The sequence below is a fragment of the Kineobactrum salinum genome, from assembly GCF_010669285.1.
Classification (GTDB): domain Bacteria; phylum Pseudomonadota; class Gammaproteobacteria; order Pseudomonadales; family Halieaceae; genus Kineobactrum; species Kineobactrum salinum.
Map to the genome: position 1 here is coordinate 280,228 of NZ_CP048711.1, position 17,326 is coordinate 297,553.

Annotated in this window: 14 protein-coding genes; 8 read left to right on the forward strand and 6 right to left on the reverse strand. The window is 63.7% G+C overall.

Annotated features, from left to right (window positions below):
- Nucleotides 1–30 precede the first annotated feature (30 nt).
- Together G3T16_RS01245 and G3T16_RS01250 are read left to right on the forward strand one after the other, a co-directional pair.
- Nucleotides 31–993 (forward strand): tRNA dihydrouridine synthase, encoded by a 963-nt coding sequence (locus G3T16_RS01245; RefSeq protein ID WP_332102909.1) that lies wholly within the window; start codon nt 31–33, stop codon nt 991–993.
- Between the two features lie 92 nt (nt 994–1,085).
- Nucleotides 1,086–1,865 (forward strand): SDR family NAD(P)-dependent oxidoreductase, encoded by a 780-nt coding sequence (locus G3T16_RS01250; protein ID WP_163493486.1) that lies wholly within the window; start codon nt 1,086–1,088, stop codon nt 1,863–1,865.
- A 4-nt stretch (nt 1,866–1,869) separates the two neighbouring features.
- Here G3T16_RS01250 and G3T16_RS01255 read toward each other — a convergent pair whose 3' ends face one another.
- The gene (locus G3T16_RS01255) at nt 1,870–3,531 is read right to left on the reverse strand and encodes a M28 family peptidase (RefSeq protein ID WP_163493487.1); all 1,662 of its coding nucleotides are present in this window, start codon (nt 3,529–3,531) and stop codon (nt 1,870–1,872) included.
- A gap of 101 nt (nt 3,532–3,632) precedes the next feature.
- Nucleotides 3,633–4,238, reverse strand: a complete 606-nt coding sequence (locus G3T16_RS01260; protein WP_197911830.1) for a methyltransferase domain-containing protein — start codon at nt 4,236–4,238, stop codon at nt 3,633–3,635.
- Between the two features lie 254 nt (nt 4,239–4,492).
- Here G3T16_RS01260 and G3T16_RS01265 point away from each other — a divergent pair, with 254 nt between their 5' ends.
- From G3T16_RS01265 to G3T16_RS01285, 6 genes are all read left to right on the forward strand, one after another.
- Nucleotides 4,493–6,043: a peptide MFS transporter gene (locus G3T16_RS01265; RefSeq protein ID WP_163493489.1), complete on the forward strand. Its 1,551-nt coding sequence runs from the start codon at nt 4,493–4,495 to the stop codon at nt 6,041–6,043.
- Nucleotides 6,044–6,057: 14 nt separating this feature from the next.
- Nucleotides 6,058–8,037, forward strand: coding sequence for a hypothetical protein (locus G3T16_RS01270; protein ID WP_163493490.1), 1,980 nt, complete (start codon nt 6,058–6,060; stop codon nt 8,035–8,037).
- Nucleotides 8,038–8,129: 92 nt separating this feature from the next.
- Nucleotides 8,130–8,927 carry a (Fe-S)-binding protein gene (locus G3T16_RS01275; protein WP_163493491.1) on the forward strand — a complete coding sequence of 266 codons (798 nt, stop codon included), beginning with the start codon at nt 8,130–8,132 and terminating at the stop codon, nt 8,925–8,927.
- Nucleotides 8,924–9,829, forward strand: coding sequence for an LUD domain-containing protein (locus G3T16_RS21475; protein ID WP_232059212.1), 906 nt, complete (start codon nt 8,924–8,926; stop codon nt 9,827–9,829). Before G3T16_RS01275 ends, G3T16_RS21475 begins: the two co-directional genes overlap by 4 nt.
- Before the next feature lie 17 nt (nt 9,830–9,846).
- Nucleotides 9,847–10,353, forward strand: coding sequence for a 4Fe-4S dicluster domain-containing protein (locus tag G3T16_RS21480; RefSeq protein ID WP_232059213.1), 507 nt, complete (start codon nt 9,847–9,849; stop codon nt 10,351–10,353).
- 151 nt (nt 10,354–10,504) lie between these two features.
- A complete protein-coding gene (locus G3T16_RS01285) occupies nt 10,505–11,050 on the forward strand; it encodes a LutC/YkgG family protein (RefSeq protein WP_163493492.1) in 546 nt (181 codons plus the stop codon).
- Between the two features lie 518 nt (nt 11,051–11,568).
- Here G3T16_RS01285 and ppc read toward each other — a convergent pair.
- The 4 genes from ppc to eda form a co-directional block, all read right to left on the reverse strand.
- The gene (ppc, locus tag G3T16_RS01290; RefSeq protein WP_232059214.1) at nt 11,569–14,259 is read right to left on the reverse strand and encodes a phosphoenolpyruvate carboxylase; all 2,691 of its coding nucleotides are present in this window, start codon (nt 14,257–14,259) and stop codon (nt 11,569–11,571) included.
- Entirely contained in the window at nt 14,228–15,226 is a 999-nt protein-coding gene (gap, locus tag G3T16_RS01295) for a type I glyceraldehyde-3-phosphate dehydrogenase (RefSeq protein WP_163493494.1), read from the reverse strand. Before gap ends, ppc begins: the two co-directional genes overlap by 32 nt.
- Nucleotides 15,226–16,248: a glyceraldehyde 3-phosphate dehydrogenase NAD-binding domain-containing protein gene (locus tag G3T16_RS01300; RefSeq protein WP_163493495.1), complete on the reverse strand. Its 1,023-nt coding sequence runs from the start codon at nt 16,246–16,248 to the stop codon at nt 15,226–15,228. The genes gap and G3T16_RS01300 overlap by 1 nt, the downstream gene beginning before the upstream one ends.
- Nucleotides 16,249–16,355: 107 nt before the next feature.
- On the reverse strand, nt 16,356–16,973 hold the full coding sequence (gene eda, locus G3T16_RS01305; RefSeq protein WP_163493496.1) for a bifunctional 4-hydroxy-2-oxoglutarate aldolase/2-dehydro-3-deoxy-phosphogluconate aldolase: 618 nt from the start codon (nt 16,971–16,973) through the stop codon (nt 16,356–16,358).
- Between the last annotated feature and the right edge of the window lie 353 nt (nt 16,974–17,326).

Here is a 17,326-nt window from a genome sequence, read left to right on the forward strand (position 1 = left end):
CGCTTGTACCGGAGATCGCGCGTGAGAGTAATGCTGGCGCCCATGCAGGGCGTAACCGATCACACCATGCGCGCCCTGCTCACAGAGCTGGGCGGCATCGACCGCTGTGTGACCGAGTTTATCCGCATCGGTGGCCAGCTGCTGCCGCCGCGGGTATTTCACCGCATCTGTCCTGAGCTGGCAGAAGGCGGCCGCACCGCCAGCGGCGTGCCGGTCTATGTGCAATTACTGGGCGGCCAGCCTGGCCCGATGGCGGACAACGCCGCCCGCTGCGCCGAACTGGGCGCAGCGGGCATCGATCTCAACTTTGGTTGCCCGGCCAGAACGGTGAACCGTTCCGATGGCGGCGCCATCATCCTGCGTGAGCCCGAACGGGTGCGGGCCATTGTCAGTGCAGTGCGCGCGGCCGTGGACCCGGCCACGCCGGTGAGCGTCAAGATCCGCCTGGGCTTCGAGGACCGCAGCCGGTTTCTGGACAATGTCGCTGCCGTTGCAGAGGCGGGCGCCGCCGAATTGGTAATCCACGCGCGCACCAAGCGCGACGGCTACCGCCCTCCCGCCTACTGGGAGGAAATTGCCGTGGCCCGCGACACCGTCAAGCTGCCGATAATCGCCAATGGCGAGATCTGGAGTCCCGACCAGGCGCGCCGCTGCCGCGAGCTCAGCGGCTGCGAGGACCTGATGCTGGGGCGCGGGGCCCTGTGCCGGCCGGACCTGCCGCGATTGATTGCCGGCGCAGCTCAAGGTCAGGCAGCGCCGCCACTGACCTGGGATGACATTCTGCCGCTGCTGCGCCGCTTTCTTGCGCTCAATCTGGCCCGCTACGACCATCACTATGTGGGCAATCCCCTGAAGCAGTGGCTGCTGTACCTGCGCAGCTATTTTCCCCAGGGCGCCGTGTTGTTCGAGGCACTGAAACGACTGCAGGACCCAGCTGCAATTGACGCGCTGCTGACCTGCCAGCCCCCGCTGCAGCCAGCCGCTGTCGCCTGACCTGCCCGCACGGTTTGGCAGTCGTTGCGCCGCGCGCTGCCGCTGGGCACAATCACCCACCAATCCGCTATCCATGCAGGGGACCGTAAATCATGACTAACACCGTCTTCATCACCGGCGCCACCTCGGGCTTTGGCCTGGCCTGTGCCCGTCGCTTTGCCCGCGAAGGCTGGAACCTGGTTCTGAGCGGCCGCCGCAGCGAGCGGCTGGCGGCGATCGAGGCCGAATTGCAGCCACAGGCCGCCGTGCACTGCGTCACACTGGACGTGCGTGATCGCGATGCGGTGCAGGCCGCGGTGGCGGCACTGCCGGCGCCCTTCAACACGGTGCATACGCTGGTCAACAATGCTGGACTGGCCCTGGGCACCGCACCGGCGCAGGACTGCGACCTGGAGCAATGGCAACGCATGATAGATACCAATATCACCGGCCTGACCACGGTCACCCACAGCCTGTTGCCGGGCCTGGTCAAGCGCGGCAGCGGTGCCAGCATCATCAATATCGGCTCGGTCGCCGGGCGCTGGCCCTATCCGGGCGGCAATGTCTACTGCGCTACCAAGGCCTTTGTTGAACAGTTTTCCCTGGCCCTGCGCTGCGACCTGCAGGGCACCGGCGTGCGCGTGACCTGCCTGGCCCCGGGATTGTCGGAGAGCGAATTTACGCTGGTCAGAACCGGCGGTGACCAGGCTGCCCATGACCGTCTGTATGCGGGGGCCGACCCGATTCAGCCCGATGATATTGCCGACACGGTTTACTGGCTGGCGACACTGCCCGCCCACCTCAACGTCAACGCGCTGGAACTGATGGCGGTGAGCCAGTCCTGGTCTCCGTTCGCAATCAGCCGCAAACCGGCCCAGGACGGCGCCGGCTGAAAAGTCAACGCCGGGACGGTGCCGCCAGCGACTGCTCGCGGGCACGCTTGAACTCCACACCTTCGTGCCAGCTCGGGAAATCGCGGTTGGCGGCCAGCTCGCGCCCTATTTCCAGCAGCAGCATGACTTCCTGGACAGCCCCACTCAGGTTCCAGCTCGGGTCATATTCATCCGAGGGCTTGTGGTAGTGATTGGCGGTGTAATCCCTGAGGCGAGCATCGCCCCACTCCTTGCCGTGCTCCACGCTGTCGGTGGACCTGGTCAGGTACAGCGCCGGAATACCGATCCTGGCAAGGGAGAAGTGATCGGAGCGGTAGTAATAACCCTTCTCGGGGTAGGGCTCCTGTACCACTTCCCGTCCCTGGCCCCGTACCGCTCGCGCCAGATAGTCCTCCAGCTCGCTGTTGCCATAACCTACCACTGCAACATCCCGGGTCCGGCCGATATTACCGGCGGCGATATTGTCCATATTCAGGTTGGCGACGGTTTTTGCGGGCGCAAAGATCGGGTTTTCGCTGTAATACTTTGAACCAAGCAGGCCGGATTCCTCCGCGGTCACCGCCAGCATCATGATGGAGCGCTGTGGTGCGTCTGCCGACATGAACTGGCGGGTCAGGGCCAGCAGGGCGGCCACTCCCGAGGCGTTGTCGCTGGCACCATTGTAGATATTGTCTCCGGGCGCGTCGGGGCGCACCCCCAGATGATCCCAGTGCGCGCTATAGATGATGACTTCGTCCGGGTATTTGGAACCGGGCAGCAATGCCACCACGTTGCGGGACAAGTTGGTACTCAGGCTGTTGTTCAGGCTGACGGAGGCATGGAAGCCCGCCAGCGGCCTGGCCTTGAAACCCGGCCTGGCGGCAGCCGCCTTGCTCTGCGCATAATCCAGACCCGCCGCCGCAAAAAGGGCCTCGGCCCCGGCCTGCGGAATCCAGGCTTCCACGGCAGCCTTGTCGAGGTGCTGGTTGTCCGCGGTCAAGCCGATATTGGCGCCGGACCAGCTGCTGCGCACCACCTCCCAGGGGTAGGCGGCGGCATCGGTCTCGTGCACGATCAGCACGGCGGCGGCACCCTGCCGTGCTGCCTCGTCATACTTGTAGTCCCAGCGACCGTAGTAGGTCATGGCATTGCCATTGAACAGAGCTGGATCCTGGGTCGCATAGCCCGGGTCATTGATCAGCACAACAACCGTCTTGCCGCTCACATCCACATCCGCGTAATCGTTCCAGTTGCGCTCCGGTGCGTTGATGCCGTAGCCAACAAAAACGAGTTCGGATTCTTCGATCCCGGCCTGCTCAACCTGGCGCCGGGTAAAGGCCATCATCTCGCTGCCATAGGCCCAGTCGGCGCTGAAATCAGAACCGCGAATGGCCAGCACCGCATCCGGAGCAGTGGTTACCGCCGTGATCGGCACTTCCTGGAACCAGCTGCCCGCATTGCCGGGCTCCGCGCCCAGTTCCTCGAAAGCCGCCTGCAGCCAGGCCACGGTTTTCTCTTCCCCGGCAGTTCCGGGTGCCCGCCCTTCGTAGGCATCGCTGGCCAGTTCGGCAATATGGCGGTGCAGGTCCTGCTCAATCTGTGCGGCCGGATCGGTGGCAGCCAGGACTGCAGCAGCGCCCAGCCCGCAGGCCAGACCCAGGGCCAGTACCTTGACAGTATTGTTCATGATATCTCCGAAGTGGTGGTGTCCACGCCGCATAGTACCCGCTATTCCCGCCGCAGGCACATCTCGGGCTGGCAGGGCACGCCGCCACGAATCAACTTGCGTCAGTAGAGACGGCGAAACACTGCGGTCTGTGTGGGCGCGCCCAATTCCGGATCGGCCTCACCGATGCCACCGAACTGGACGCTGTAGCGGTTGCGGCTGGCAATACCCTTGCACCAGAACGCGAACTTGGCGCGATCCCATTCGAACTTGTGGTCCTGTTCGCGGAACTCTCCCGGCCCCAGGCCCAGCAGGGGATTGTATTCACGGTTGGGGGTGGTCATGACCAGCAGCCGCGGAGCCATTTCCGTGAATACACAGCGCTCCACCAGCGACAACTGGTGGGGCTTTACATGCTCGATCGTTTCCACCATCGCTGCGGCATCAAAACCCGCCAGGTCTCGCTGGGACTCGGTGTAGGAGCCGCGGACCAGCGTCAGGCCGGGCCGCTGCCGCTCATTTGCCAGCCAGGGGCCCAACATAGAGCGGGCGGTTGCCAGCGAGAGGCCCGAGGCCTCCAGCCCGACCACCTCCTCAAATTGAGTATCGTTCAGCAGGCGCGCCAGCAGCGCGCCCGAGCCACAACCCAGATCCAGCACCCGCCGTGCCCCCGCTGCTTTCAATTGGCGATAAACGCAGTCCAGGCGCTGCTCGTGCAAGGAGGTCATCTGCGTCATCATTGAGCTGTCAGATAAAACATCAAAACACATCGTAGGCCCTTACTGCGCGAATTCCGGAGTGCGCATGCTAGGAGTCTTGGCTGGACAGCTCAAGTAAACTCTTGTGAAAAGGGCAATCTCTTCCTCGGCAGATACCGGCCCGGGAGCGGCCAGCGCCACGGCGCACAAAGCCGCGGCACAGGCCGCACAAATTCTATACAATGGCGGCGGCACGACCCACCCCAGTACAAGGACCGCTGTTGATGACTGATGCCATAGCAATCGACCCCGCCACTGATACCGGTTTCTTCGGTCATCCCAAGGGACTGTACGTCTGTTTTACCACCGAGCTGTGGGAACGCTTTTCTTTCTATGGCATGAAGTACCTGCTGTTGCTGTACCTGACCAAATACCACCTGTTCACCGATGCCAACGGACTTGAAGTACTGGGTGGCTACGCGGCACTGGTATACGCCACGCCGGTTATCGGCGGCCTGCTGGCCGATCGTTATCTGGGCATGCGCAAGTCCGTCATCTTCGGCGGCCTGTTGCTGGTACTGGGTCATCTCGGGATGGCGGTAGAGGGCGAGCAGGCGCGCCTGCTCGGCGATGCCGTGGTGAGGGATGAGCGCGCCCTGCAGGTTTTTTACTTCTCCCTGGGCCTGATCGTGGTCGGTGTCGGCTTCCTCAAACCCAATATCTCCACCATTGTCGGCAAGCTGTACGCCACCGATGACCCGCGCCGCGATGCCGGCTTCACGATATTCTATATGGGTATCAACCTGGGCTCTCTGACTGCGACCCTGCTGTGCGGCTATCTCGGCGTTACCTATGGCTGGGCCTACGGTTTTGGCGCCGCCGGCATCGGCATGCTGGTGGGCCTGGCTACCTTTCTGCACGGCCAGAAATACCTGCACGGCCATGGAGAACCGGCGCAGCCGGAAAAACTGCGGGAGAAGTCGCCGCTGGGCCTGAACAGGGAGTGGACCATCTACCTGGCCGGGTTCGCCGGCGTAGTCGCGGCCTGGCAAATGCTGCAGTTTCACGGCGCTGTCGGGGTGTTGCTCAACGGCATGGCAGTGTTTGTGCTGGCGGCGCTGACCTGGTTCATTGTCGTGAAATGTGATGCCATAGAGCGCAGCCGCATGATCGTGCTGATGGTATTGACCATGGCCAGCGTTGTTTTCTGGTCGCTGTTCGAGCAGAGCGCCGCGTCCATGACGTTGTATGCGGACCGGGTAATGGACCGCAATGTGTTCGGCATCGAGTTCACCGCAGCCCAGTTCGGCTTCTTCAACGCATTCTTCATCTTCCTGTTCGCGCCCGTATTCGCCATACTCTGGACCACCCTGGGACGCCGCGGCCTGGAGCCCAGTACCCCGGTCAAATTCGCTCTCGGCATAGCCCAGGCCGGGCTGGGTTTCGGTGCCCTGGTACTGGGAGCGGCGACGCCCAATGAAGCGGGCCTGGTAGCCGGCTACTGGATGGTTCTGGCCTATCTGCTGCACACCGGCGGTGAACTGTGCCTGTCCCCGGTAGGGCTGTCGGCGGTCACCAAACTGGCCGTGCCCAGCGTGGTCGGCGTAATGATGGGCTCCTGGTTCCTGGCCACGGCCTACTCCCAGCATGTCGCCGCGCAACTGTCGAAGATTGCCGCGCTGGAAACCGTACAGGGAGGTGTGGCTGACGTGGGAGGTGCGCTGGCAACCTATACCGAACTGTTTACCACCCTGATGTATGTCGGACTGGGAATTGCCGTATTGCAATTGCTGATCTCGCCATTGCTCAAAAAGATGATGCACGGCATTCACTGAGGCGCAAGCGGAAGGTGAGCCGGTTCGATCTCACGTTTCGGGGAAGTATTCTCCCGGAGGTCGACCCGGCTGTCGCCAGAGAGCGCTTTGGCCGTTTTTTCGGGCTTGACGATCCGGCTCGCATCGAACCGTTTTTTGCCGGCGGCGAAATAACGCTGCGACGCAACCTGAACCGCAAGCAGGCGGCCGAGTACTATCTCAAGTTGCGTCATCTGGGGCTGGAAACCACCCTGGTCAAGGTGGCAGTGCCCGCCAGCAGCAGCGCCCCGGCGAAAACCGCTGCCAGGCCGGTGCAACCGGATCCTGCGGCGGCACCCGCCGATGTTGCTCCGGTGCCTGCCACCGCCGGCGCGGCCAGGCAGACCGGCAGGTCCGGTGCCCGACCGCGGCCACTGACCACGCCCCACCCTGCCAATCGGCAGCCGGCACCGGGAGCGGCACCCAACCCCTACGCCCTGCGGCCCTTCCAGAACAGTCGGGCGCTGTCCGGTCGGGCAGTTGGCGCCACGCGTCTGCGGCGACTGGCGCTGGCCACAGCACTGGCCATGCTGGCACTGCTACTGCTACTGATCTGGTATGTGGCGGCAGCCGGCTCACGCAGCGATGCACCACGGCTGTCTGCCGCTGCCGGCAACCAGCGCGGGGAACTCGTGCTGAGTACGGACTCATTGCTGTTGTTCCACGATCGCTCGGGGGCTGAAACCGGCGTTTTCGACCTTGAGCAGCTGGAACTGCCAGGGCCAGTTGTCGCACTGGAATACCTGCTCGACGACGAGTTGGTATTATTGGTCGAGACCCCGGCTGGCAGCCGCCAGGTGTTCCACTGTGCCACCCTGCCGGGCAGCTGTACCGGGTTGTCCAATAGCGAGGGCCCCCTCGCCGCCGATGCGCTCGCGGCAGATCGTCACGGCGCCCGGCTCATCCTCGCCAGCCACACACGGCAGCAGCTGTCACTGCATGATTACAGCGGGCGCCAGCTGGCCTCACGCCCGCTGGCACTGCCGCAACGGCCGGTGCTGCGCATCCACGGCGGCCTGCTGTTCGTCAACGCCGACGAAGGGCCCGCCATCAATGTGTTGCGCTATGAACAAGAGGCCTTTGGCGAACAACTGGACCAGATCCTGTTGCTACCGGCAGGCGATTACGGAGCCACCTTCACGCAGAACCACGATTTCACCTGGGCAGGGCAGTACTGGTGGACAGTGCTGGGTGACCCGGCCACGGGAGATCGCCAGTTGTTCCGTTTCGACGAATTGTGGCGTTTTGTCGCCGCCGTGCCGCTGCCGCCGGATCACCGCCCCGCCAGCCTGATCCCCTGGCAGGAGAAACTGCTGGTGCTGGACCCGCGGCAGACCGTCCTGTTGCGTTTCAGCGAGACCGCTGTTGCCGAGGCGCCACTACAGTCGGCGACGGCACAAACGTTGGCGGAGGACGCGACCCGCCGGCGGATGATCATCGCCAGGCTGGGACGCCTGGGTAGCGCAACCCTGTTGCTGGGGACGGTGGCAGCGCTGCTGTTTGCCGGCCTGCAACAGCTTCGATACCGGACGTTCAGTCACTTCAGGTACCGCAATGCTGCCATTCTGGACCCCCATATAACCCGGCTGCACTGGCTGTCGCTGCCAGCACGCCCCTGCCTGCGCCGGTTGCGGTTATGGGCTGGCGCTGTACCGGGCCATATCGGGGTACGCGGCACGGAACTGGTACTGGTCGACCACCGCGGTGTCTACCAGATCGGCGCCGGTCCGCAGATTCACAGACACCGCTATTTCCTGTTGCTGGATGAGGTTCTGGTCTACACCGGCAGCCGCTGGCTGCCCGAATTCGAGACCGCCGAGTGGCGCCAATTCATGCCGCCGGTGCTTGCCAACGCACAGCGGCTGGACAGCGGGAGGCTGCTGGTGATGCTGTGTGAACATCGCCATCCGCTGCTGCCGCTCGCTGCCGGCAGCCTCGCGCTGGCGGTGACAGCGGTGGCATTTGTTTTTGCCTGAGGCGACGCGACGGACAGGGTTTCGTTATACTCGCTGTTTACCGCCCCGGCTGCGGTTACTGCCAGCCACTGAGTGAGGAGCCTTTTGCCCGCATGGAGCCAGCCAACGCAGTACCCCAACGCCCACGCCGCCAGCGCAAACTGCAGGTTGCCCTGTTCGTGACCTGCCTGGCCGACCTGTTCAGGCCGTCGGTGGCTTTCGCCAGCATCCGCCTGCTGAAACGCGCGGGTTGCCGGGTAGCGGTGCCGGCTGCACAGACATGCTGTGGCCAGCCGGCCTACAACAGCGGCGAGATAGCCGCCGCAGTGCCGGTGGCAAGAGCGGTGATAGAAACCTTCGAACCCTACGATTATGTGGTCATTCCCTCCGGCTCCTGCAGCGGCATGCTGCAACAGCACTACCCGGCCCTGTTCGAGGGCGAATGGCGCCAGCGGGCGCTGGCACTTGCAGCGAAGACCTGGGAGCTGACCCACTTTCTGACCGAGGTGGCGCCCTTGCCGGCGGTCACCGGGGTTGCCGCCGCAGGGCCCGGCGTGACCTATCATGACGGCTGCGCCGGCCTGCGGGAACTGGGCATCAAGGCCCAGCCCAGGCAGTTGCTGCGGGAGCAGTGCGGGCTCCAGATCAGCGAATTGAGCCGGCCGGAAGTCTGCTGCGGTTTCGGCGGCACTTTCTGTGCCAAGATGCCCGGGATTTCCGCCAAAATGGTGGATGACAAGCTGGATGATGCACTGGCGACCGGCGCCGAGTTGCTGGTAGGGGGCGATCTCGGCTGCCTGCTCAATATCGCCGGCCGGGCGCGACGGCGCCAGTTGCCGCTGGAGGTGCGCCATATTGCCGAACTGCTCGCCGGCGACCCCCGCGGTCCGGCTATCGGGGAGCCCGGGTGACGTCAAGCAGCGAGCAGTTCATGCAGCGGTCCAGCGCGGCCCTGCAGCAACCGGACAAGGCGCTGCGGCTGGATCAGCTGGGCCTGTGGATGCCGTTGGTACGGGACGCAGCAGTGGCCCGCTACGGCGATTTTGACGCTCTGCGCGCCCACCTCAAACAGGTTCGCAGCCACACCCGTGACAACCTGGAACACTACCTCACCCGCTTCGAGGAAGAGGCGGTCAGCAATGGCAACCAGCTGCATTTTGCCTGCACCGGCGCCCAGATGAACGACCTGGTGTTATCGATCTGCCAGCGGCATCAGGCCCGCCGGGTGATCAAGGGCAAGTCCATGGTCACCGAGGAGACCGGCCTCAACAGCCATCTGCAGCGCTCCGGGCTGACAGTGGTGGAGACCGATCTGGGCGAATACATCATCCAACAGGCGGGCGAAACCCCCAGCCATATCGTCGGTCCCGCGCTGCATAAATCACAGGCCGAAATACGACAACTGTTCCTGGACAAGCACAAGCTGGGAGCGCGACCGCTGGAGCAGGTCGAAGACATCGTCGCCGAGGCCAGAACGCTGCTGCGCGAGCAATTCCTGCAGGCCGATGTCGGCATTATCGGCGCCAATGCACTGATCGCAGAAAACGGCTACTCCATGCTGGTCACCAATGAGGGCAACGGCGACCTGTGCGCCAACCTGCCGCCGGTGCTCATCATCTGCACGACCATGGAGCGTATTCTGCCGCGGGCCGATGACGCGGCGGCCCTGCAGCGACTGCTGGTGCGCTCGGCTACCGGCCAGGCACAAACGGCCTACACCAGTTTCTATTCCGGCCCCGCCGCGAGGACGAAACCGACGGCCCGCTGGAAACCCACATCATTCTGCTGGACAACAGGCGTAGCGAGATACTGACCTCCGACTACCGGGAAATGCTGGACTGTATCCGCTGCGGCGCCTGCCTCAATCACTGTCCCATCTATGTGGCCGTCGGCGGCCATGCCTATGGCTCGGTCTACCCCGGCCCCATGGGCTCGGTACTGACCCCGCTGCTGACTTCGCTGGAACAGAGCAATGCCCTGCCCAATGCCTGCACCAGCTGCGGACGCTGCGCCGAAGTCTGCCCCGCCAATATTCCGCTGCCCGACCTGTTGCGGGATCTGCGCCAGCAGGAAAGCCTGCAACAGCTCAACCCGCCGCGCTGGCGCCGGGGCCTGAGATTGCACGCCCGGCTGCTGGCCAGACCACGCCTGTACCGCTTCCTGACCGGTCTGCTACTACCGGTGCTGGCCCGGCTGGGCCGGCGCCGGGGTTCATTCCGGCGCCTGCCATGGGCCAGTGGCTGGACCACTCACCGGGACTTTCCGGCACCGGAGGGCCGGACGTTCATGCAGCAATACCAGCGCCGCAAATCCCGCGCCAGGGCCCGGCCACGATGAGCGATTCAGCGCGCAGCGCAATCCTGGACAGGATCCGGCAGGCGGGCAGCAGCGCCTCGCCGGAGCGGATCGCCAAGGAGCTGGAAAGCTTCGGCAGCGCGGCGGCGGCACGCCCGCCCTCGACTGACCCTGCACGGCATTTCTGGCCAATGTGCTGCTTAACAGCGGCACTGTGGACTGCGCCGACAATCGCAATGACGCGGTGCAGTTGATCGGGCGCTACCTGTACCGGCGCTTTCGGACTCACAAGCTGGTGGCCGGCAACGATCCCCGGCTGGCGGCAATGCCCTGGCGGGAGGCCGGCGTATTGCCACGATTCGGCACTGCGGAAAACAGTGACTCGGCGGCGCTCAGTTACGCCCGGGTGGCGGTCGCCGAGACCGGCGCCATTGTCACCTACACCGGCCGCTCCAATTCTGCCCGCAATACCCTGCTGCCGGAAGACCACCTGGTGCTGGTCAACCGCGAAGATCTGGTCGTGAGTCTGGAAGCTGCCTGGCAACGCATACGGGAAGACATCCGCGACCACGGCCGACCGCGCGGCATCCAGTTTATCGCCGGCCCATCGAGCACTGCGGATGTAGAAGGGAAACTGGTGATGGGCGCCCATGGTCCGCGCCACTGGCACGTTATCCTGGTGGGTGAAATTCCGGCCGGGGCCCTGGAAGAGGCGCATGCATTGGTCGCCAAACCCTAGTACTCCGCCAAGACGGAGGGTACTTACTTAACCCTCGTCGGGTTGGTCGTTCTTAATACAGAGCGGTGGCGGCACGAAGCGGGAACGCCCTTGCAGGACACGCTGTGAATACATCCCTGTACGCTCGGCGTCGGCATCCATGCCTCCGACGGTCCTGCAAGGGCGTTCCCGCTTCCTGCCTTCGATTCCGGTACCGCACTTCGTTCCTGAATCCGTTCAGCAAGACCGACTAAAGCAAATGCCACTCTCCTTCAAGACGACGGGTACTTACTTTACTTACGCTGGTGGCAGGTCAGCGTCCTGGGAGGGTGCTTTCGAGACCGTTTGCAGCATGGATGCCCAAAGCACTCGCTGCGCTCGCGGGGCAGGCTCTGCTGCAACCGAGCCCCCATGGATGGGTTCACGGCGTGTCTCGAAAGCACCCTCCCAGGACGTTGACCGGGCTACGAAGTCCCAAAAGCCCTAATAAATAAAGTAAGTGCCCTTCGTCTTGAAGGAGTGCTTACAGAACAGTGGCATCAACCGGTATTGCGCATTCCGGCTGCAATACCCGCGATTGTCACCATGATCGCCTGTTCGAGCAGGGGCTGGGGCTGGGCACGCTGGCGTTGCAACAGCTCCGCCTGCAGCACGTTCAGCGGGTCAGTGTAGATATTGCGCAGCTGGATGGACTCGCGTATCCACGGAGAGTCCGCCAGCAGGGTCTCGCTGCCGCTGATTTCCAGCACCGTGTCGACATCCTGCTGCAGCTGGCTGCGCAGGGTCACGCCCAAGTGCTGTAGCGGCGGCGGCACCAGGCATTCGTCGTAATGCGCCGACAAGCCCACATCGGCCTTGGCATAGACCATCTCCAGCATCGACAGGCGGGTGGCGAAAAAGGGCCAGGCAGCGGCCATTTCCCTCAGCAGCGCCGCATCGCCGCGCTCCAGCGCACCCCGCAACGCCCCGCCTGCACCCAGCCAGGCCGGCAGCATCAGCCGGTTCTGGGACCAGGCGAAAATCCACGGGATGGCCCGCAGGCTTTCGATCCCGCCGCCGTTGCGCCGGCGCGCGGGTCTGGAGCCCAACGGCAGCCCGGCCAACTCCTGCTCCGGGGTGGCGTGGCGGAAGTACTCGATAAAGTCCGGCTCTTCCCGGATTATCTGGCGATAGGCGGCGCAGGACTCCTGCGACAGGGTCTCCATCAGCTCCCGCCACGCGGTCTGCGGCGCCGGCGGCGTGAGCAGGTTGGCGCGGCAGATGGCGCTGGTATACAGCGCCAGCGTTTTTACCGCCAGCGAGGTCCAGCCCAGTTTGGCGCGGATCATCTCGCCCTGCTCGGTCACCCGCAGTCCCTGTTCCAGGGAGCGGGGCGGTTGCGATAACAGCGCTGCCTGCGCCGGTGCGCCTCCGCGGCCTATGGTGCCGCCACGACCGTGGAACAAGGTCAGTTTGACATCGTGCTGCTGACACACCGCCAGCAGTTCCTCCTGGGCCCGGTACTGGGCCCAGGAGGCCGCCAGTACGCCCGCATCCTTGGCGGAATCGGAATAACCGATCATCACCATCATGCGGCCGCCGATACGGCCGCGAAACCAGGGATCGGCCAGCAGCGAAGCCAGTACCTCGCGGGCCCGTGACAGATCGTCGAGGGTTTCAAACAACGGCGCCACCGGCAGCTCGAAGGGACAGCCCGCCTCCCGCAACAACAGGTGCACGGCCAGTACATCGGAGGCCTGCCGCGCCATGGAGATGACATAGGCACCCAGCGCGTCGCGGGGCTGGCGTGCGATTACCGCGAAGGTGGCCAGCACTTCGGCAACCTCTGCCGAAGGCTCCCAGCGGGGCGGGATCAGGGGTCGCCGGCCGCTGAGTTCCCGGCTCAGAAAGGCGCACCGGGTCGCTTCATCCCAGCCAGCGTAATCGCCCAGTCCGAGGTAGGTTGTCAGTTCCGCCAGTGCGGCAGTGTGACGGGCGCTGTCCTGGCGGACATCGTGGCGCACCAGATGGACACCGAAGCAGCGCACCCGCCGCAGCAGGTCAAGCAGCGCGCCATCGGCAATCTCCTGCATGCCGCAATCGCGCATCGACTGATAGCATAGCTGCAATGTGTCCCACAGATCCGCTTCCTGCAACAGCGCCCGCTCTGGCGGTGCGCCGCTGTCCAGCACTTCTTCTATCAGCTGCAGATCGCCCCGCAACTGCTCCCGGAGCGTGCGCAGCACTGCCCGGTAGGGTTCGTGAGAACTGCCGGCCACAGCGCGTAATTGGTCGTTGCAGACTGTCATCGACAGCTCTTCGACCAGCCGGTTGACATCCTGCAGATACAGCTGGGTGGCCTGCCAGCGACTCAGCCACAGCACCTCGGCCGTGACGGTGGCGGTCACATTGGGATTGCCGTCGCGGTCGCTGCCCATCCAGGAGGCGAACCGCACTGGCGCCGCGTCCAGGGGCAGGCGTTCACCACAGGTTTCGAACAGGGCCGTATCCAGCCGCCGCAGGAATTCGGGCACCGCCCGCCACAGCGAGTCCTCCACCACCGCAAAGCCCCACTTCGCCTCATCCACCGGCGACGGGCGCTCGCTGCGAAAGTCATCGCCGTACCATATCTGGGCAATCAATTCGCGCAGCCGGCTCTGCAGTTGCTCCTGCTCGCGTTCGGTAAGCCCCTGCAATTCCAGTTGGGACAGGCAGCGGCCTATCTCGGTATGCTTGTGGATAAGCGTGCGCCGCATGATCTCGGTGGGGTGCGCGGTCAGCACCAGTTCGATGCTGAGTGCGTTGACGGAGGCGACCACCGCTTCGCGCGATACCCCCTCTCGCAACAAGTCATTCAAATTGCCCAGCAGATTGCGGGAAGCCGAGAACAACGGATCCATCTGGCGCGAGACCGTGTTGTGCTGGTCAGCGATATTGGCCAGGTTCAGGAACTGGCTGAAGGCGCGCGCCACCGGTACCAGCTGGACACTGTCCAGCGTCCGCAGGACCTCCAGCAGTTCATCATGGGCACTGCCATCGCTGGCGCTGTCACTGCCGGCGCGGGCGGATTTGGACAGCCGGCGGATTTTTTCCACCAACTCCAGGAAGGCTTCGCCGTCCGCCGCCGCAATGGTCTCTCCCAGCAACCGTCCCAGAAAACTGACGTTGCTGCGCAGCTGGCTGTAGACCTCGCGTTCCTCTCCGTTGACCGTATCCACGCTACCACTGGCCCAGGCGGGTGAGCAGGTCACAGACCCGGCTGGAATAGCCCCACTCGTTGTCATACCAGTTCAGCACCCGCAAATAGCGGTCATTGATGACCGCGGTAAAGCCGGAATCGTAGATCGAGGAATGGGGATTGCCGATGATATCCGATGACACAATAGGCTGGTCGCTGAACTGCAGAATGTCCTTTAGCACGGGCGAAGTGGCCGCCTCCCGCACCGCGCTGTGCACCTCCTCCACGGTGACGTTCCGGGACAGCTTGACGAACAGGTCCACCACCGAGCCGTCTGACACCGGTACCCGCGCCGCGATACCGTGCAACTTGCCCTGCAACTGCGGCAGGACCTCGCCGACCGCCTTGGCGGCACCGGTGGAGGTGGGAATGATATTCTCGGCGGCGGCACGGCTGCGGCGCCAGTCCGAATGCGGTACGTCGGCCAGGCGCTGGTCATTGGTGTAGGCATGGACGGTATTTATCACGCCCTCCTCGATACCGAAGGCCCGATCCAGCACACTGGCCATCGGCGCCAGGCAATTGGTGGTACAGCTGGCGTTGGAGATAATCCGGTGCTCCTGGGTGAGACCGTCATCATTGACCCCCAGCACGACGGTGTAGTCGATCGCATCGGCGGCCGGCACCGTCAGCACCACCCGTCCAGCGCCCGCTGCGAGATGCTGCTCCAACTGGGCGCGTTTGCGGAATACGCCGGTGGATTCCACCACCGCGTCGATTCCCATCTCGCCCCAGGGCAGAGCCGCTGGATCGCGCTCGCTGAGCAGCCGGACCCGTCCCTTGGCGGTCACGAACTCATCGCCCTCCAGCTTCAACGCCTTGCCGAATGGCCCCATCACCGTGTCATAGTCCAACAGGTAGCGCAGTACCTCGTGATCAAACAGGTCATTGATGGCGACCACCTCCACCCCCGGGACATTTTCCAGGATGCGAAATACTGAACGGCCGATGCGCCCGAATCCGTTGATTGCAACTCTCATTACGCTGCCTCCCGTTGCCGGTCCAGTTCTCGATACAGACGCACCACGTCCAGCAGCCTGGCCGCATGGCCAAGGTTCTCATACCAGCCGAGAGTCTTGATGGTGTTGTTGCCGGCCTTGATGGTGCCCTTGATATCAAACAGCAGGGAATGGGCATTACCGATTACATCCGAGGACACAATCGGATCCTCGGATACCGCCACCACCCCCGGGTAGGTCGGCGCATGCCTGCGCATCGCTTCGTTGATGTCATCCGGGGTGACCGCGCTGTCGGCGACAACCAGGTTGACATCCAGCAGGCAGCCCTCGTGAATGGGCACGTTGAGGGCGGAGGTAACCACCTTGCCGTCGAACTGCGGCAGCACCCGTCCCAGCCACATGCCGGCCTCGTGGGTATTGGGGATGATATTGCGGGCTGCCGAGCGACTGCGCCGGAAGTCGCTGCCGGCGTAGTCCTGCAGGGCCTGGTCGGAAGTGTAGGCGTGGATTGAGGTCATCGCGGCGCATTCGATATCGAACTCACTGCCCAGAATATGCAGCAACAGGCACAACGCCGTGGTGGTGGCGGAGCCGGCGGAGATCATGCGATCAGCCACCTGGGCGTGATCGTGATTGATGCCCGGTATCACTATCCGGTCGATGTGATCCAGCGGCAGGGTTCGCAACAACAGCCTGGGAGCGCCATTGCCCAGGTGATCCTCCATGTATCTGCGTTCGCGGTATTTGCCGGTGGAATCGATAACCGCGTCGACACCGAAGATGTCCCACGGCATTTCCGCCGGCTGGTCGATACGCATCAAGCGGGCACGGAAACGGGGATTGACCAGGAAATTGCCTTCCAGCCGGTGGCGTTCGGGCTCATTCACTTCCGAGCCGAGCAGGTAGTGCAGGATCTCGGGCGCGCCAATATCCGCGATGGCCACCACTTCGACATCCTCGCTGCGCGATGCCAGCTCGTAGATCTGCCGGCCGGTCTGGCCGAAGCCCATAATACCCAGCCTGACGGGCTGCTGTTGTGACATCTGTGTACTCCTTCGCTTGCCTTGGATTAAAGCGGCCGGTGAATCTGCCCGTCAGCTCAAAAGAGGAATGACATGACCTGGAGCCTGCTCACACTATTACCATGGCCCTAGGATTCGCGCATTGCCTGGGATGCGAGATAGGCGATCTCGTCCCAGCGTTCGGCCTCTATCAGCGCCCTGTCGACCATCCAGGAGCCGCCACAGCACAAGACATTGGGCAGCGCCAGGAAGGCGCGAAAATTGTCGGCATCCAGCCCTCCAGTGGGACAAAAACCCACCGCAGGGAAAGGCCCCGCGAGCGATTTCAGCAAGGCCATGCCGCCGGCTGTCGCCGCCGGAAACAGCTTGAAGCAGTCAAAGCCCTGCTCCAGCCCCGCCATCACTTCGGATGCAGTCGCAACGCCGGGCACCAACGGCGCCCCCGCCTCCCGTGCGGCCCTCAACAACGCCGGCGTGGCTCCCGGACTGAGCAGCAGCTCGGCGCCCGCTGCCAGCGCCTGCTCAAGCTGTTCCGGAGTCAACACAGTGCCCGCAGCCAGACGCAGCTCCGGCAGTTCGCTGCGGATTGCACGAATGCAATCCAGCGCGGACTCCGCGCGCAGGGTAATCTCCAGCGCGGGCATGCCCGCTGCCGCCAGGGTGCGGACCAGATGCAGGGTAGTGTCCACCTCACCCGGGGTAATTACCGGCAACACCCGGCTTGTACGCAACCAGTTGCGGATCATGTGGCGACTCCTGTTACACACGTATCAGATCCTCGATGGCCGGTCTGTGCTGTATGCCACAACGCATTGTCAGAATGCACGCAGACCAGCTCTCACTGTCATATTGCCAACAACATGCGGGACGGAAATTATTCAGGATTAATGATATAGAGGCGGCCGGCAGCTGTGAATACCACTCTACCACAATAGAGGCCGGGACAGCGCCGGCGGCACGGCTGGCTGATGTCAGCTTGCCGCTCCCGGCACGGTTCGCGGCTATTCCCGCCCCGCCTTTTTGGGCAGACAGCGGTTTGTCGCGTCAGGCAAAGCGTGTAATCTTGGCGCTGCAAAAATTTTGGCCCAGACCCACCGGA

Coding starts and splice junctions, on each gene's coding strand:
- G3T16_RS21480 (WP_232059213.1), top strand. CDS start 9,847: ATGCTGGACTGTATCCGCTGCGGCGCCTGCCTCAATCACTGTCCCATC.
- G3T16_RS01255 (WP_163493487.1), bottom strand. CDS start 3,531: ATGAACAATACTGTCAAGGTACTGGCCCTGGGTCTGGCCTGCGGGCTG.
- G3T16_RS01245 (WP_332102909.1), top strand. CDS start 31: ATGCTGGCGCCCATGCAGGGCGTAACCGATCACACCATGCGCGCCCTG.
- G3T16_RS01250 (WP_163493486.1), top strand. CDS start 1,086: ATGACTAACACCGTCTTCATCACCGGCGCCACCTCGGGCTTTGGCCTG.
- G3T16_RS01265 (WP_163493489.1), top strand. CDS start 4,493: ATGACTGATGCCATAGCAATCGACCCCGCCACTGATACCGGTTTCTTC.
- G3T16_RS01260 (WP_197911830.1), bottom strand. CDS start 4,238: ATGACCTCCTTGCACGAGCAGCGCCTGGACTGCGTTTATCGCCAATTG.
- G3T16_RS01300 (WP_163493495.1), bottom strand. CDS start 16,248: ATGTCACAACAGCAGCCCGTCAGGCTGGGTATTATGGGCTTCGGCCAG.
- G3T16_RS01275 (WP_163493491.1), top strand. CDS start 8,130: ATGGAGCCAGCCAACGCAGTACCCCAACGCCCACGCCGCCAGCGCAAA.
- gap (WP_163493494.1), bottom strand. CDS start 15,226: ATGAGAGTTGCAATCAACGGATTCGGGCGCATCGGCCGTTCAGTATTT.
- eda (WP_163493496.1), bottom strand. CDS start 16,973: ATGATCCGCAACTGGTTGCGTACAAGCCGGGTGTTGCCGGTAATTACC.